General features: G+C 71.0%; 12 protein-coding genes. 9 read left to right on the top strand and 3 right to left on the bottom strand.

From position 1 onward, the window contains the following. Positions 1–12: 12 nt before the first annotated feature. Together ACGFRF_RS21680 and ACGFRF_RS21675 are read left to right on the top strand one after the other, a co-directional pair. On the top strand, positions 13–834 hold the full coding sequence (locus ACGFRF_RS21680) for an NAD(P)H-binding protein (protein WP_393742255.1): 822 nt from the start codon (positions 13–15) through the stop codon (positions 832–834). 257 nt (positions 835–1,091) lie between these two features. Next, positions 1,092–2,339, top strand: a complete 1,248-nt coding sequence (locus tag ACGFRF_RS21675) for a hypothetical protein (protein ID WP_393742253.1) — start codon at positions 1,092–1,094, stop codon at positions 2,337–2,339. A 189-nt stretch (positions 2,340–2,528) separates the two neighbouring features. Here ACGFRF_RS21675 and ACGFRF_RS21670 read toward each other — a convergent pair whose 3' ends face one another. Continuing rightward, positions 2,529–3,011 carry a carboxymuconolactone decarboxylase family protein gene (locus tag ACGFRF_RS21670; RefSeq protein WP_393742251.1) on the bottom strand — a complete coding sequence of 161 codons (483 nt, stop codon included), beginning with the start codon at positions 3,009–3,011 and terminating at the stop codon, positions 2,529–2,531. Between the two features lie 120 nt (positions 3,012–3,131). Between ACGFRF_RS21670 and ACGFRF_RS21665 the strand changes: the two genes are divergently transcribed. Next, complete coding sequence (locus ACGFRF_RS21665; RefSeq protein ID WP_393742249.1) at positions 3,132–4,112, top strand: pirin family protein; 981 nt, start codon at positions 3,132–3,134, stop codon at positions 4,110–4,112. 178 nt (positions 4,113–4,290) lie between these two features. Here ACGFRF_RS21665 and ACGFRF_RS21660 read toward each other — a convergent pair whose 3' ends face one another. Further along, positions 4,291–4,764, bottom strand: coding sequence for a hypothetical protein (locus ACGFRF_RS21660; protein ID WP_393742247.1), 474 nt, complete (start codon positions 4,762–4,764; stop codon positions 4,291–4,293). A gap of 564 nt (positions 4,765–5,328) precedes the next feature. After that, positions 5,329–6,483 carry an ROK family protein gene (locus tag ACGFRF_RS21655; protein WP_393742245.1) on the bottom strand — a complete coding sequence of 385 codons (1,155 nt, stop codon included), beginning with the start codon at positions 6,481–6,483 and terminating at the stop codon, positions 5,329–5,331. Positions 6,484–6,851: 368 nt separating this feature from the next. On the opposite strand from ACGFRF_RS21655, the gene ACGFRF_RS21650 reads away from it, so the two are divergent. The 6 genes from ACGFRF_RS21650 to ACGFRF_RS21625 are packed head-to-tail and all read left to right on the top strand — an operon-like array spanning position 6,852 to position 15,832. Next, on the top strand, positions 6,852–8,939 hold the full coding sequence (locus tag ACGFRF_RS21650) for a fibronectin type III domain-containing protein (protein WP_393742243.1): 2,088 nt from the start codon (positions 6,852–6,854) through the stop codon (positions 8,937–8,939). Positions 8,940–8,994: 55 nt separating this feature from the next. Next, positions 8,995–10,020 (top strand): carbohydrate ABC transporter permease, encoded by a 1,026-nt coding sequence (locus ACGFRF_RS21645; RefSeq protein ID WP_393742241.1) that lies wholly within the window; start codon positions 8,995–8,997, stop codon positions 10,018–10,020. An 11-nt stretch (positions 10,021–10,031) separates the two neighbouring features. Beyond that, positions 10,032–10,970, top strand: coding sequence for a carbohydrate ABC transporter permease (locus ACGFRF_RS21640; protein ID WP_393742239.1), 939 nt, complete (start codon positions 10,032–10,034; stop codon positions 10,968–10,970). A gap of 58 nt (positions 10,971–11,028) precedes the next feature. After that, a complete protein-coding gene (locus tag ACGFRF_RS21635) occupies positions 11,029–13,443 on the top strand; it encodes a glycoside hydrolase N-terminal domain-containing protein (RefSeq protein ID WP_393742237.1) in 2,415 nt (804 codons plus the stop codon). Continuing rightward, the gene (locus ACGFRF_RS21630) at positions 13,437–14,474 is read left to right on the top strand and encodes an acetylxylan esterase (RefSeq protein ID WP_393742236.1); all 1,038 of its coding nucleotides are present in this window, start codon (positions 13,437–13,439) and stop codon (positions 14,472–14,474) included. The genes ACGFRF_RS21635 and ACGFRF_RS21630 overlap by 7 nt, the downstream gene beginning before the upstream one ends. Then, entirely contained in the window at positions 14,471–15,832 is a 1,362-nt protein-coding gene (locus ACGFRF_RS21625) for an ABC transporter substrate-binding protein (RefSeq protein ID WP_393742234.1), read from the top strand. Before ACGFRF_RS21630 ends, ACGFRF_RS21625 begins: the two co-directional genes overlap by 4 nt. Positions 15,833–15,853 lie beyond the last annotated feature (21 nt).

Raw genomic sequence — 15,853 nt, 5'->3', positions numbered from 1 at the left:
GGAGGGAATCTCATGATCGTTGTCACGGGCGCCACCGGGAACGTCGGGCGGGCACTGGTCGCCGAACTGATCGCGGCCGGGGGGGCGGTGACCGCCGTCGCGCGGCGGATCGGGAACGAGGACGTTCCGCGGGGCGTACGGGCCCTCGCGGCCGATCTCGGGCAGCCGGGGAGCCTCGCCCCCGCACTGGAAGGCGCCAAGGCCTTGTTCCTGCTGGTGGCGGGCGAGGATCCGGTCGGCGTGCTGCGCCAGGCCGCTCTGGCCGGGGTCACGAAGGTGGTGCTGCTGTCCTCGCAGGGCGTGGGCACCCGACCGGAGGCGTACACGCACGCCGCGGCCTTCGAGGCGGCCGTGGCCGGATCAGGGCTGGGCTTCACCGTCCTGCGCTCGGGCGGGATGGCGTCCAACGCCCTCGCCTGGGCGGAACCGGTCCGTCGGCACCGCATCGCGGCCGCACCCTTCGCCGACGTGGCCCTGCCGTTCGTCGATCCGGGCGACGTCGCCGCGGTCGCCTCGGCCGTACTGCGTGAGGACGGCCACGACGGCGCCACATACACACTCACCGGCCCGGCGGGCACCACCCCACGGCAGCGGGCCGCCGCGATAGCCGAGGCGCTCGGCGAACCGGTGACGTTCGTGGAGCAGAGCCGCGAGGAGGCCCGGGCGCAGATGATGCGCGTCATGCCCCGTGCGGTCGCCGAGGGCACGCTGGCCATTCTCGGGGAACCCACCCCCGAGGAGCGGGCGGCCGGCACGGACGTGGAGCGCCTGCTCGACCGCCCCGCCACCCCGTTCGCCGCCTGGGCCGCACGCAACATCGCCGCGTTTCGCTGAGCCGAGCCGCCACGCATCCCTCCGCGCCGCCGTCCCCCCACCGCCCCCAGGTGCGCACCGCCGGCATCCGCGCGCGAGCACCCGCCGGCGCCTGGCGGGCACGGCACTCCGGGACGGCCGCCGCGGAGGAAAGTCGCGCACGCCACGCCGTACCAAATCAGCTCATTCATCTTCTTATCCGCTCTATTGTTCCCGACTGAGAGGCCACCGATCGAGGAGCACGAACGTGTCCTGGCCGGGCGCGGGTCGGGAGGGCGATGAGTGGGATCAGCCGACGGGGCGTGGCGCGCCTGGGCCTGGGCGCCGGTATCGGTGTGGCCGCCGTCTCGTTGGCCGCCCGCGGAGGACAGGACGATCCCCTCGCGGGTGCCGGGGCCCTTGGCGCGCCGGGTGGGCCGCCCCGGCTGATCGGCGACGGCTCGACGTCGTACACCGGACGGCAGCCGCACCAGCCGGACCCGCCGACGGCGCTCGAACCCGGTCAGACCCCGCCGCAGTTCGTCGTGTTCTCCTGGGACGGTGCGGGCGAGATCGGCACCGGCCTGTTCGCGCGGTTCCTGGAACTCGCCCGCGCCCAGGGCGCACACATGACGTTCTTCCTGTCCGGCCTCTATCTGCTGCCGGAGGAGAAGAAGCGGCTGTACCGGCCGCCGAACAACCCGGCCGGCGCCTCCGACATCGGCTACCTGACCGACGCGCACCTGAAGGAGACGCTCAGGTACGTGCGGCAGGCCTGGCTCGACGGCCACGAGATCGGCACGCACTTCAACGGGCACTTCTGCGCCGGCCCGGGATCGGTGGCCGACTGGACACCGGCGCAGTGGCGTTCGGAGATCGAGCAGGCGCGCGCGTTCGTCAGGTCCTGGCGCACCCACACCGGTTGGCGCGACGAACCGCCGCTGCCCTTCGACTACGACAGGGAACTGGTCGGCGGCCGCACCCCCTGCCTGCTCGGGCAGGAGAACCTGTTGCCGGTCGCGCGGGAACTGGGCTGGCGCTACGACGCCTCGTCACCGGGCGGCCTGCAACGCTGGCCGCGGAAGCGGCGGGGCGTCTGGGACCTGCCCCTGCAGAGCATCCCCTTTCCCGGGCACACCTTCGAGGTGCTCTCCATGGACTACAACATGCTGGCGAACCAGTCGAAGACCTCGACGCGGGCGCCCTCGTACAACTACCCCTACTGGCGCGCCCAGGCGGCACAGGCCTACCTGGCCGGGTTCGAGCGTGCGTACGAGACGAACCGGGCGCCGCTGTTCATCGGCAACCACTTCGAGGTGTGGAACGGCGGCATCTACATGGACGCGGTCGAGGAGGCCCTCCAGCGGATCGCCGGCCGGAAGGACGTACGTCTGGTCTCCTTCCGGCAGTTCGTCGACTGGCTCGACGCCCAGGACCCGGGCATCCTCGCCAGGCTGCGCACTCTGCAGGTCGGCGAGAAACCGGACGGCGGCTGGTCCGGATTCCTGCGCCCCGCGAAGGGCGCGTACGGCACCGTGGACCGGTGAGCCGGCCGCTCGCCGGAGCGGTCCCCGCGGCGAGACCCGGGCCCCGCGAGCCGCGCTCACCGCCTGCGCGGAACGCTGGGCGACCAGCGTCGACACGCCTCATGCCACGTCTGACCGGTACGGCCGGCCGCCGGGACGTCGGCCACCCTCAGCCGGCCCGGCAGACCTGCCGGCTGGAGGAGCCGGCCGTCACTGCTCCGGGCGGACCGGATGCCTGCTCATGATCGAGACCCGGTTGAAGGCGTTGATGGTGACGGCCACCCAGATCACCGCTGCTATCCGGTCGTCACTGAGCACCTCGCGTGCGGCGGTGTAGGCGGTGTCCTGCGCGGCGCCGTCCGCGGCCGCGGTGGTCGCCTCGGCCAGCGCCAGGGCGGCCCGCTCGGCGGGCGTGAACAGGTCGGTGTCCCGCCAGGCGGCGAGCACGCCGAGGCGCTGGGGCGTCTCGCCCGCCCGCAGCGCGGCGCGGGTGTGCACGTGCAGGCAGTAGGCACAGCCGTTGATCTGCGACACGCGGAGGTTGACCAGCTCGACCAGGACGCGGTCCAGGCCGGCGTCGGCGGCGGCCGCCCGTACCGCCTCGGACGTCTGCACCAGAGCGTGGTACGCCTTGGGGCTCTGCTTGTCGATGTAGATCCGCCGGGGGGTACCGGGCGGGACGGGACTGGTCAAGCTGGACTCCTCCGGGTGCCGCCGCCCCCTCGCCCCCGCGGGTGCGTGGAGCCGGATTCGGGGCTATGATCAGGCGCAATTGTTGAATTTGAAACTATCACGGATGGGAGGTGGGCTCTGGTGAGCAACACCGAAGCGAGGCCCGCCGAAATGCGGTGCGGCTCCCCCGCCGAGGGAAGCCTGCCGGACACGGCCGCGCGGGTGGAGATCCTGACTCCCCGCGACGTGCCGCTCGGCGGCCCCCGCGCGATGACGGTACGGCGCACGCTGCCCCAGCGGACCCGCTCCCTGATCGGTGCCTGGTGCTTCGCCGACCACTACGGCCCCGACGACGTCGCCCGCAGCGGCGGCATGGACGTCGCCCCGCACCCGCACACCGGGCTGCAGACCGTGAGCTGGCTGTTCAGCGGGGAGATCGAGCACCGGGACAGCCTGGGCAGCCATGCCCTCGTACGGCCCGGCGAGCTGAACCTGATGACCGGCGGCCACGGCATCGCCCACTCCGAGGTCTCCACGCCCCGCACCACCGTGCTGCACGGAGTCCAGCTCTGGGTCGCGCTCCCCGGGGAACACCGGCACACCGAGCGGGACTTCCAGCATCACGTGCCCGAGCCGGTGCGCCTCGACGGTGCCGTGCTGCGGGTCTTCCTGGGCTCCCTCGCCGGAGCGGTCTCGCCCGTGCGGACCTTCACCCCGCTGCTCGGCGCCGAGATCGTCCTGGAGCCGCAGGCCACGCTCACCCTGAGGGTCGACCCCGGCTTCGAGCACGGCGTCCTCGTCGACCAGGGCGACGTCCGCGCCGCCGGCACCCTGCTCCGGCCGGCCGAACTGGGCTATGTGCCCGACGGCGGTGACACCCTCACCCTCACCAACGATTCGGACGGCACCGCCCGTCTCGTACTGCTCGGCGGACCGCCCTTCGGGGAGGAGATCGTGATGTGGTGGAACTTCATCTGCCGGTCGCACGAAGAGGTCGTACAGGCCCGCGAGGACTGGATGAAGGGGGACCGATTCGGTGAGGTGCAGGGCTACGACGGGGATCCGCTGCCCGCGCCGGAACTGCCGCACGTACCGCTGAAACCGCGGGGAAGGGTGCGCTGAGCCGAGGGAAGGGGTGCGCTCAGAAGGGTGCGCTGAGCGGAAAGAGTGATCGCGATGCCGAGGACCCCGTGGGCCCCGGCTGCCGGCGCCGCCCCGGGGCCGGACCGCTCAGCTCGTGGGGCCCCGGCGGGTCCGCCGGGGCCCGATGTCCCGCCCGGCCGGGTTCAGCGACGGCGGATCAGCCGCACCGGATCTCCCCGGTGTCGAGGCGGTAGGTCACCCCGCCCCGGACCAGCGAGCCGGTCACGTGGATGCACTGACCGGTCGAGTCGAACCAGGTGTAGAGCGGTCCGGCGTAGTAGTGGTAGTTGACCGGGTGCTCCCGCGGCGGGTCGGAGGCGTAGTCGCCGCTCTCGTCGAAGAGGTACAGCGTGATGTTCGATGCCAGGCCGTCGTAGGGGCTGGACCAGAACTTCACGCAGTTCCGCTTGGTCGAGGAGTTCCAGTAGGTGCGCGCGTAGCCGCCGCCGTTCTGCCCCGAGGGGCTCTTGGCCCAGTACGTCCTGCCGTCCCAGCTGCCGCTGCACTCCGCTGCCGTGGGGGCGGCGGCCGCCTCGGCCGGTGCCGCCTGTGCGGTGGGGGCGGCGACCAGGCCGAGCATCAGCGCCATGACGCCGAGGCCCAGCAGCCGTGTTCTCCGTAGACGCTTCATCCGCGACTCCTGTGGTGAGATGCCGTCAGCCCGGGCCGTACTCGGCATGCTCCGCTTCGTGCGGGGTCGGCACCCGGCGTTTCACGAAATCTCCGCCTGATTCCGCCGCCGCACCCTTTCGACCGGCGGCACGGCGCCCGCCCCGACACGAGACGGCCCCGGCCGGCACGCTCGCCGACCGGGGCCGGACCCGCGGTCATGTGGTGGTGAAGGGCGGTCGCCTACGCGGCGAAAGGCTCTGCGGGGCTTCAGCCGAACGATCGTCCCCGCAGGCAATAGGTGAGGCCCGGGGACACTGTCCCCTTCACCACCACGTTCTTCCCAACCACAGCCGGCCGGCGAACATTCCCTCCGCCCCTGCGGCGGCGCGCCGTACGGCACGGCCGACCTGGGCCCCGGGCCGGCGCGCGGTGGCAGTCTCACCGGGCTCCAGGTCCGACGTGCGGGAGCTTGGGGCTGTGCATGCCGGCTGGTTGACGAGACCGTGGCCCTGACCGCGCAGTGGCGCACGCCGCGCGTTCCCGGAGGTACTCCGGCGCCGCTCTCGCGTCGAGGGGAGGGGGCCTACCTGGTGGGGGCGAACACGCATTGGGCCGCGACCGCGGCGCCGCCACGGGCCCATTCCTCGAACGGCAGCGGGCGGACCACGAGATCGCAGTCCGCGGCGGCGCCGAACGCGTGGTCGGCGAAGGCCCGCCGGATGCGGTCGGCGAACAGATCGTAGGAGGCCACCCCCTCACCGGAGATGATGATCCGTTCGGGGCCGATGAGGTTGGCGACGCAGGCCAGCGCCAGGCCCATGACATGGCCGGCGCGGGTGAAGACCGCCCGGACGGTGGGGTCTCCGGCGTGTGCGAGGCGCACCGCGTCGTCCATGGTCAGTGTGGGGTCGCCGGTAGCCTGCCGGACCTGTTCGGTGATCGCGGGGGTGGAGGCGACCGCCTCGACGCAGCCGGTGTTGCCGCAGGTGCAGACGCGTTCGACGCCGCTCACCGGGAGGTGTCCGATCTCGCCCGCCACGCCGTGCGCCCCGGAGACGACCCGGCCACCGATGGAGAGCCCCGCGCCGATGCCGGCGCCGACGGTGACCAGGGCGAAGGTCGACAGGCCGGCGCCGGCGCCGAACCACTGCTCGGCCACGGTCAGGGCCCGTACGTCGTTCTCGATGACCGTGGGGATACGGGTGGCCGACTCGACCAGCTGGGCGAGCGGCACCCGGCGCCAGTCGAGGAAGGGTGAGTACTGGACCGTACCGAGCTGTCCGTCCACGTCGCCCGAGATCGTGACGCCGATGCCGTGGAGCCGGGCGGTGCTCTCCATGCCCGCGGCCCTCCGCAGCTCCTGCGCCAGTCGGGCGATCGCCAGTACGACCGTGCCGACGTCCCGCGAGTCGAGGGAGACCCGCAGGGAGGCCAGGGGCTGGGCGGTCAGGTCGGTCAGCACGCCGATCAGCTCTTCCGCGGTGACCTTCACCCCGGCGAACCGGGCGCGTTCGGCCCGTACGGCGATCAGTGTCGCCGGACGGCCGTTGACCCGCTCCGTGGCGGGCCTGCCCACCTCGGTGATCCAGCCGTCGTTCATCAGCGGGGTGGCCACCTTGGTGACGGCTCCCGGCGTCAGCCCGGTCCGCCGTCCGATGTCGGCCCGGCTCAGCGGACCGTGCTGGAGCAGGGTCTGGAAGACCAAGGCGGCCGCGGGAGGCTGGTCGGCGAGGGTCATACGGGGACCTTACCTTTCCTTTGGAAACTAAGACAAGGAGCGTTTTCGTCCTATGTATGGGTCGGAAACCGCAGGTCGTGCGGGGTCATCAGGCGTGTGAGCCGGTCCGTGGCAAGGAGACATCGGATATCTCCCTTTGCCGACTATGTTGACGCTGGAAGGAAACCGGGCCTACATTCACCGCACTCCTCGTCGGGGCGGACGGGACGGTTACGCGCCGGAGAGGAGTGTGGCCCCCACCCACTCCCCCGTTGGTCTCAGCGATCCCCTCGGTGCTGTTCCGGGACGACCACCACCGAGAGGCTCCCGGCATCCTCGATCACTCAGGCGGAAGACCGCCTGCAGTCGCGCCCTGACGGAGTACCTCCATGACTCGTCCAGCTCGACCCGCACGTCTCAGAACGTTCACCTGTGTCACCGCGCTCGCGGCGGCGCTCGCCGTGCCCGCCGCCGCGCGGGCCGCCACCCCCGCGGACGCCCCCGCGGACGCCCCCCGTCTCCAGGCCACCGGCACCACGGCCACGGACGTCGTGGCGGCCAAGCCGTACATGGGTTTCAGCACCTGGAGCCTCGAATCCACCAACTTCCCCGGCTACGGCGGGGAGAACTGGCTCACCGAGTCACATGTCCTGCAACAGGCCGACGTCCTGGCCGCGAAGCTGAAGTCCCACGGCTACACCTACGTGAACGTGGACGCCGGCTGGAACGTCGACAACGGCAAGAACGTCTCGGACGACTACGCCCGCCCGACCGCGGACCTCAAGAAGTTCCCGCACGGCATGAAGTACGTCGGCGACCAACTGCACCGCAAGGGGCTGAAGTTCGGCCTCTACCTGGCGGTGGGCCTGTACCAGGACTATTACAACGACGGCAGGACGCCCATCTTCGACGCGCCCGGCTGCACCACCAAGGACATCGTCTACCCGGACCTGCGCACCACCAGCGGCTGGGACAACGTCTCCTACCAGCTGAACTTCGCGAGCCCCTGCACCACCAAGTACATCCAGTCGATCGCGGACGAACTGGCCTCCTGGGGCGTGGACTTCCTCAAGATCGACGGTGTCGGACCGGGCTCCAACCAGGGTGACGACGCGCACAACAACGTCCCCGACATCAAGGCGTGGCACACCGCGCTGCACAACACCGGCCGTCCCATCGAGTTCGTCCTGTCCTGGTCGCTCAGCCACAACCAGGCCGACGTCTGGAAGGCCAACTCCAACGGCTGGCGGGTCGACACCGACGTCGAGTGCTACTGCGACACGCTCGTGACCTGGAACAACTCGGTCAAGCAGCGCTGGAACGACGTCGTGCAGTGGATCCCGGACGCCGGGCCCGGCCACTGGAACAACCTCGACTCCCTCGACGTCGGCGTCGGCGTCATGGACGGCATCAACAACGTCGAGCGGCAGAGCTACATGACGCTGTGGGCCATCGAGTCCGCTCCGCTGTACGTCGGTGACGACCTCACCAAGCTCGACCCCTACGGCCTGAAGCTGCTCACCAACGACGAGGTCATCGCGGTCGACCAGGCGGGGAATCCGGCCAAGCCGGTCAGTCAGGACACCCCCCAGCAGGTGTGGTACGCCCGCAACACCGACGGCAGTTACACCGTGGCCCTGTTCAACCTCGGCAAGGGCTACGCCGATGTGACCGCCGACTTCAGCGACCTCGGTATCAGCGGCAAGGCCGCGGTCCGCGACCTGTGGAGCCACAAGAACCTCGGCTCGGTGGGCGGTTCCTTCACCGACAACCTGCCGCCGCACGGCTCGCGCCTGCTGCGCGTCACCCCGAGCAGCACCGGCAGCCACCCCGGTGTCCCGCTCGCCGTGCACGGCACCGCGTCCACCGCCGGCAGTGTCTCGCTCGGCTGGGACCCGGTCGACACCGGTACGCAGACCACCGGTTACGACGTCTACGCGAACGGTTCGAAGGCGGCCACCGTCACCGGCACCTCCGCCACCCTGAAGGGTCTCGGCGCCGGCACCGGCTACTCCTTCACCGTGGTCGCCCACGACGCCAGGGGCCGCACGTCAGCGCCCAGCAAGGCGGTCACGGTCACGACGCCGGCGGCCGGCGGACCGGTCTCGTACGAGGCCGAGGCTTCCGGCAACACCCTCGGCGGCAACGCCTCCGTCTCGGACTGCTCCGCCTGCTCCGGAGGCAAGAAGGCCGGCAATCTCGGCGGCGGCGGATCCGTGGCGATCAACCACGTCACGGCGCCCAGGGACGGCACGTACCTGATGAAGCTCGACTACACCGACGGCTCCTCCGGCCGCACGATCGTCGTCACCGCGGGCGACAGGTCCTTCCAGCTGCCGTTGCCCGGAAGCAACGACAACAACTGGGGACAACCGCAGTCGATCACCGTGCCCGTGCCGTTGAAGGCGGGCGAGAACACGATCACCTTCGGCAACCCCTCGGACTACGCCTCCGACGTGGACCGGATCACCCTCTGACCGTCCGTCCCGCTCCTCCCAGCGTTCCGCCCGCCTGACACCCAAGGAGAGTGCCGTGGTGGTCACATCACAGGGCAACCCCGCGACGCCGGTCGCACCGGAGTCCGCCGCGGTGGCCACCACGGCCACCGGCGCCGGCCGGACCCCCCTCGTCCGCAAGGTCCGCGCCGCTCGCCGGCCGGGACGCTCCGCCCCGACCAGGTCGGCGGCGGCCCGCCGCCGGGATCTGCCGGTCGCACTGCTGCTGATCCTGCCCGCCGTGGCCGGCTTCGCGGCCTTCTCCGCCTACCCGACGCTCCGCGGCGTCTACCTGAGCTTCACCGAGTTCCACGTCCTCAGCCCGCCGCACTGGGTGGGACTGGCCAACTTCCACGAGATGTTCGGTGACGAGGTCTTCTGGCACTCCCTGCTCGTCACCGTCTACTTCGTCGCCCTGTCCGTGTCCTTCGGCACCGTGATCTCCCTGGTGACGGCGGTGGTACTGCACCGGGTGGCGCGGTCGTCCGTCCTGCGCGGCGTGATCCTGCTGCCGTTCCTGATCTCCAACGTCATCGCCGCCCTGGTCTGGCAGTGGATGCTCGACCCGCAACTCGGCGTGGTGAACATCCTCCTCAGGCACCTGACCGGGCACTCGATCCTCTTCTTCGGCAGCGGTGGATGGGCGATCCCTTCCCTCGCCGCCATCAGCGTCTGGAAGTGGATGGGCTACTACGCCCTGCTGATCTTCGCCGGGCTGCAGACCATCCCGGCGACGATCTATGAGGCCGGCCGGGTCGACGGCGCCGGCGAGCTGCAGATGTTCCGCACGCTGACGGTGCCTCTGCTGCGTCCGATCCTCGTCATGGTGGTCGTCCTGACGGTGATCAACTCGTTCCAGGTGTTCGACATCGTGCAGGTCACCACCAGGGGCGGACCGGCCAACGCCTCGAACGTGCTGCAGATGTACATCTACGACAAGGCGTTCCGGCAGTTCGACTTCGGTTACGCCGCCACCATGTCGCTGGCCCTGCTCGCCCTGCTCATCACGGTCACCTTCACCCAGCTGCGGCTCGCCCGTGCCAACGAATCCGACCTGAACTGAAGGAGGCCGTCATGGCTGTCACCCTCGCCCCTGGCCGGACGGCCACCGCGCGCCGGCCGGGCCGCAAGGACTCCCGCGGGGTCTCCCCCGGCAAGATCGCGGCGTGGATCTACCTCGGCGTCGTCGTCGTGGTCACTCTCTTCCCCTTCTACTGGATCCTGCGCACCGCGCTGTCGAACAACTACAAGCTGGCGACCGACCCTTCCTCACCGCTTCCGGTGGGCTTCACCTGGGGCGCGTTCGAGCGGGCCCTGGGCCTTGCCTCCACCGCGCAGGCACAGGCCCAGGGCGGTTCCGGCGCCTCCCTCGACATCGCGCTGTACCTGCGGAACTCGCTGGTCTACGCGTCCGTGCAGACGGTGCTGATCGTCCTGTTCTCCGCGGCCGCCGCCTACGCGTTCTCCCGGCTGCACTGGCGAGGCCGCAACCTGGTGTTCAACATCCTCATCACCGCGCTCATGGTGCCCGGCGTGTTCACGCTGCTGCCCAACTTCGTCCTCGTCAAAGACCTGGGGCTGTCCAACACCTTCGGCGGGCTGATCCTGCCCGGCGCGCTCTTCCAGGCGTTCACCCTGTTCTTCCTGCGGCAGTTCATGCTGGGCCTCAGCAGCGAGGTCGAGGAGGCCGCCATCCTCGACGGCGCCGGACCGCTGCGGATCTTCCTCCGGATCATCCTGCCGATGTCGTCCGCGCCGATCGCCACCGTGTCACTGCTGATGTTCGTCAACGCCTGGAACGACTACTTCTGGCCGCTGCTGATCACCAACGACCAGCAGGTCCAGCCCCTCACCCTCGCGCTCGGTGTCTTCAAGCAGTCCTCGCCGCAGGCCGCTCCCGACTGGGCGGGTCTGATGGCCGCGGCACTCATCGCGGCGCTGCCGATGCTGCTGCTCTTCATCGCCTTCGGCAAACGCGTCGTCAACTCGATCGGCTTCTCCGGCCTCAAGTGACCGGCGCTCCCCCTCGACCGCCCCACCTCGATCGCCCCCTCGATTGGACGGCACAGCCATGCATCCCAGCGACCTGGTGCTGAAGTGGCCCGCGCCCGCGGCCCGTTGGACCGAGGCCGCCCCCGTCGGCAACGGCCGGCTCGGCGCGATGGTCTTCGGTGGCGCCCATCGGGCCCGTATCCAGATCAACGACTCCACCGTGTGGTCCGGCACCCCCGGCGGCCCGGCCGCCGCGCTCGCCGCGGTCCGCGCGGGCGGCGCCGGCCCGCAGCGGCTCGAGGAGGTCCGCGCCGCACTCCGCTCCGGCGACCAGGACCGGGCCGAGGCACTGCTGATGGCCTTCGAGGGGCCCTACAGCCAGGAGTACCTGCCCTACGCCGACCTCCACCTGACCGTGGCCGGCGGCGAGGACGCCTCCTACCGCGGCCGCACCCTCGATCTCGACACCGCCGTGGCCGAGGAGCACTTCGAACTCGGCCGCACCACGGTCCGCCGCCGGGTCTGGGCCGACGCCGTCACCGGAACCCTGTGCACGGCACTGGACGCGGACGGCGGCACCGTGGACCTGTCCGTCGGCTTGTCCACTCCGCTGCGCGAGGCCCACCGCTCGACCACGCCGGACGGCCTCACCCTGGGGATCGAGATACCGGTGGACGGGGCACCCGCCCACGAACCCGGTGTCGCCGAGCCCCTGCGGTACGCCGACGGCCCCCTCGACGGCTACGACCCCTTCGGTGCCCTCGCCCTCGCCCTGCACACCGACGGGGAGGTGACCGGGGCTCACGACGGGCTGCACGTCACCGGCGCCTCCCACGTGCTGCTCACCCTCGCCAGCTCCACCAGCGCCGGCCGGCACTGGCGCGGCGAGGACGCCGTGGACCGCGCCACCCATCTGGCCGACGCCCGCCACACCGCCGCGCGCGCCGCCGCCCAGGGCGCCGACCGCCTGCTCAAGACGCACGAGGCCGACGTGCGCGGCCTGCTCGGCGGCACCGCGCTGCGGATCGGGCCACGCCGCAGCGGCACCTATGACGTCGTCCGCGACATCCTCGGCGGGGACGACGAACTCCTGACCGCCACCGTGCTGTTCCAGTTCGGCCGGTACCTGCTGGCCACCGCCTCCCGCCCGCGCACCGGCCCCCCTGCCAACCTCCAGGGCATCTGGAACGCCGACCTGCGCCCCGCCTGGTCGTCGAACTACACCGTCAACATCAACACCCAGATGAACTACTGGGGAGCCGAAGCGGCCGGCCTGAGCGCCTGCCACGAGCCGCTGTTCGACCTGCTCGACCACCTCGCGACCCAAGGCCGCCACGTGGCAAGGGAGTTGTACGGGGCCCGCGGCTGGACGGCGCACCACAACACCGACATGTGGGGCTGGGCGCTGCCGGTCGGCATGGGACACGGCAACCCCTCATGGGCGATCTGGATGATGGGCGGCGCCTGGCTGTCCCAGCACCTGTGGGACCACTACGACTTCACCCGCGACCTCGGCTTCCTGCGCGAACGGGCGTGGCCGCTGCTCAGCGGCTGCGCCGAGTTCCTCCTCGACTGGCTGGTCGACGACGGCACCGGATTCCTGGACACCCTTCCGTCCACCTCCCCGGAGAACCTCTTCCTCGACGGCGGCACCCCGAGGTCCCTGACCCGCTCCTCGACGATGGACATGGCGCTGATCCGAACCACCTTCGAACGGACGCTCGAGACCGCCGAGAGGCTGGGCCTGGACACTCCCCTGACCGACGAGATACGCGTCGCACTGCCCCGCCTGCGCCCGCTGCGGGTCTCGGCCGGCGGCCGGCTCCAGGAGTGGGCCGAGGACCTGCCCGAGGCCGACCCCCGCCACCGTCACCTCTCGCACCTGATCGCCGTGCACCCCCTCGGCCTCGTCGATCCCGACACCACCCCGGAACTGGCCGCCGCGGCGGGCAAGGTGCTGGATCGACGCGGTCCTGGGGCGATGGGCTGGTCCTGGGCGTGGAAGATCGCTCTGCGGGCCCGGCTGCGCGACGCCGAGAGCGCGCGCCGGCTTCTGCTGGAGGCCGGCCGCCCGCTCGACGGCGACCCGACGGCCGACGCCCCGGTCGACGGCTCCCGCTGGGGCGGACTGCTGCCGAACCTCTTCTCCGCCCACCCGCCCTTCCAGATCGACGGCAACTACGGCTTCATGGCGGCCCTCACCGAGATGGTGCTGCAGAGCCACACCGGCACCCTCGACCTGCTGCCCGCGCTGCCCGCGCAGTGGCCGGACGGTCAGGCCACGGACCTGCGCTGTCGCGGCGGCCTCGCCGTCGACTTCACCTGGAGCGACGGCGCCCCGACCACGGTCACCGTGCGCAGGCTCGCCGGTGACGCGGGCGAGCCCGTGCGGATCCGTCACGGCGACCGCGAGACCGAGGTGTGTCTCCCGGTCGGCGGCCAGGTCACCCTCGACGCGGGCCTGCGGCCGGGAGGGGGGCCGGTGCCGTGCTGACCGAGCAGGACGTCCCCGAGCTGTTCGCCTACCGCAGCGCCTACCGGGAGCCGGCCGACTTCGACGCCTTCTGGAGGTCCACCCTCGCCGAGGCCCGTGCCGAGCGGGAGCCCTCGCTCGAGCTGACGGGCGTCGCCACCGGCCTGGAGACGGTCGACGTCTTCGACGCCGTCTTCCCCGGCTTCGGCGGCCACCCGGTCCGCGGCTGGCTGCGGGTGCCCCGGCAGCGGACCGGGCCGCTTGCCGCCGTCGTCCAGTTCCACGGCTACGGCAGCGGGCGCGGTGCTCCCATCGACGACCTGCTGTGGGCGTCCGCGGGCTACGCCCATCTGCTGGTGGACGCCCGCGGTCAGGGGGCCGCCTGGGCGGGCGGCGGCGCAACGCCCGACCCGGTCGGCAGCGGCCCCGCCCACCCCGGCTTCCTCACGCGCGGCATCGAGGACAAGGACACCTACGTCTACCGGCGGGTGTTCACGGACGCCGTCCGCGCCGTCGAAGCGCTGCGCGGCCGCACCGACCTCGTCGACCCGGCCCGGATCGCCGTCGTCGGCCCCAGCCAGGGCGGCGGGATCGCCCTCGCGGTCGCCGGGCTCGTCCCGGACCTGACGGCCGCGCACTTCCAGGCCCCCTTCCTGTGCGACATCCGGCAGGCCACCCGGCTCACCGACGCCGACCCCTACGCCGAGATCGTCGGCTATCTGGGGGCCCGGCGGGACCGGGTGGAGCAGACCTTCGCCACACTCAGCTACTTCGACGGGCTCGCCTTCGCCCGCCGCGCGACCGCCCCGGCCTGGTTCTCCGCCGGGCTGCGCGACGAGGTGTGCCCGCCGGTCACCGCGATCGCCGCGTACCACGCCTACGCCGGTCCCAAGCAGCTGCGGCTGTGGGAGTTCAACGGCCATGACGCCGGCGGTCCCGAGGACCTGGCCATCGCCCTCGGCGCGTTCGGCGCGCTCCTCAAGACGTCGTCCCCACCCCAGGTGCTGCCGTCCCCCGCACCTCCCGCGTCATCCGGAAAGAAGGAAAGATGAGAAGAATCAAGGGAGTTCGCAAGGCCGTCGCCCTGGGTGCCACGCTCACCCTCGCCGCCGTGGTCTCCGCCTGCTCCTCCGGCTCCTCCTCCGCCGGCGGCTCCCATACCGTCAACTGGTGGACCTGGGACGACAAGCAGGCCGCCGCGTACAAGGTGTGCGCCACGGACTTCGAGAAGGCCAACCCCGGTGTCTCGGTGAAGATCACCCAATACAACGTGGCGGACTACTTCACCAAGCTGACCGCCGGGTTCGTGGCCGGCAACGCGCCCGACGCCTTCCAGAACAGCGTCCAGTTCTTCCAGGCGTACGCCTCACAGCACCAGTTGATGCCGCTCGACAGCTTCATCTCCAAGGACAAGTTCGACCTGTCCCGCTTCTCGGTCGGCGTGGACGCCTGGAAGTTCACCGACGGCAAGCAGTACGCCCTGCCCCTGGACTGGGCGGCGACCGGCATCTACTACAACGAGGAGACCCTGAAGAAGGCCGGGTACACCGAGAAGGACGTCGACTCGCTGAACTGGAACCCCGACGACGGCGGCACCCTGGGCAAGATGATCGCCCACCTGACCGTCGACACCAAGGGACGCCGCGGCGACCAGCCGGGCTTCGACAAGTCCCACGTCAAGACCTTCGGCTACGGGGAGGTCGCGGCCAAGGACTTCATCGGACAGACCACGTGGAGCCCGCTCGTCGACACCACGGGCTGGCGTCTGGGTGACAAGCCCACCTGGCCGACGGTGTTCAACTACAGCGACCCGCGGTTCGTGAAGACCATGGACTGGATCCGCTCGCTGACCAAGAAGGGGTACGCGCCCCGGCTCGGGGAGTTCACCGACAGCGTCAGCGATGTCGACCTGCTGTCCTCCGGCAAGGTCGCCATGGAGAGTGCCGGCTCGTGGGAGGCCGCGACCTTCGTGAAGATCCCCGGCATCGAGGTCGGTATCGCCCCCACCCCCTACGGACCCGACGGCAGGACCCGGGCCGTGCTGAGCAACTCCAACGGCAACAACATCTGGGCCGGCACCAAGAACCCCGACCTGGCCTGGAAGTGGGTCTCGTACATGGGCAGCGAGTCCTGCCAGTCCAAGGCCGCGCAGAGCGGCACCTTCTTCCCCTCGATCGCCGCCGCCATGGACGCCTCGGCGAAGGCGCTGGCCGCGAAGGGCGTCGATCTGTCCGTCTTCACGGACATGATGAAGAACAAGGTTCTCTACCCCTCGCCGGTCTACGGCAACGGAGCCGCCCTCCAGGACGCCCTGGAGCCCCTGTTCCAGGCGTACTTCGCCGGGCAGAAGGACGACTCCGTCTTCGCCGACATGCAGAGCAAGAGCAAGACGCTGCTCGCGAAGGACTGAACCACCCCACCCCGCTGTCTC

Origin of the sequence: Streptomyces sp. NPDC048521 (genome assembly GCF_043199855.1) — a bacterium.
In the GTDB taxonomy this organism is placed as follows: Bacteria; Actinomycetota; Actinomycetes; order Streptomycetales; family Streptomycetaceae; genus Streptomyces.
The sequence above is the reverse complement of the archived record's forward strand: the minus strand, read 5'-3'. Positions and strand labels throughout refer to the sequence as shown.

What these genes read in the sequence shown, in the direction of transcription:
- ACGFRF_RS21680 (WP_393742255.1), top strand. Translation starts at nt 13, where the DNA reads ATGATCGTTGTCACGGGCGCCACCGGGAACGTCGGGCGGGCACTGGTC.
- ACGFRF_RS21660 (WP_393742247.1), bottom strand. Translation starts at nt 4,764, where the DNA reads ATGAAGCGTCTACGGAGAACACGGCTGCTGGGCCTCGGCGTCATGGCG.
- ACGFRF_RS21675 (WP_393742253.1), top strand. Translation starts at nt 1,092, where the DNA reads ATGAGTGGGATCAGCCGACGGGGCGTGGCGCGCCTGGGCCTGGGCGCC.
- ACGFRF_RS21635 (WP_393742237.1), top strand. Translation starts at nt 11,029, where the DNA reads ATGCATCCCAGCGACCTGGTGCTGAAGTGGCCCGCGCCCGCGGCCCGT.
- ACGFRF_RS21640 (WP_393742239.1), top strand. Translation starts at nt 10,032, where the DNA reads ATGGCTGTCACCCTCGCCCCTGGCCGGACGGCCACCGCGCGCCGGCCG.
- ACGFRF_RS21625 (WP_393742234.1), top strand. Translation starts at nt 14,471, where the DNA reads ATGAGAAGAATCAAGGGAGTTCGCAAGGCCGTCGCCCTGGGTGCCACG.
- ACGFRF_RS21650 (WP_393742243.1), top strand. Translation starts at nt 6,852, where the DNA reads ATGACTCGTCCAGCTCGACCCGCACGTCTCAGAACGTTCACCTGTGTC.
- ACGFRF_RS21655 (WP_393742245.1), bottom strand. Translation starts at nt 6,483, where the DNA reads ATGACCCTCGCCGACCAGCCTCCCGCGGCCGCCTTGGTCTTCCAGACC.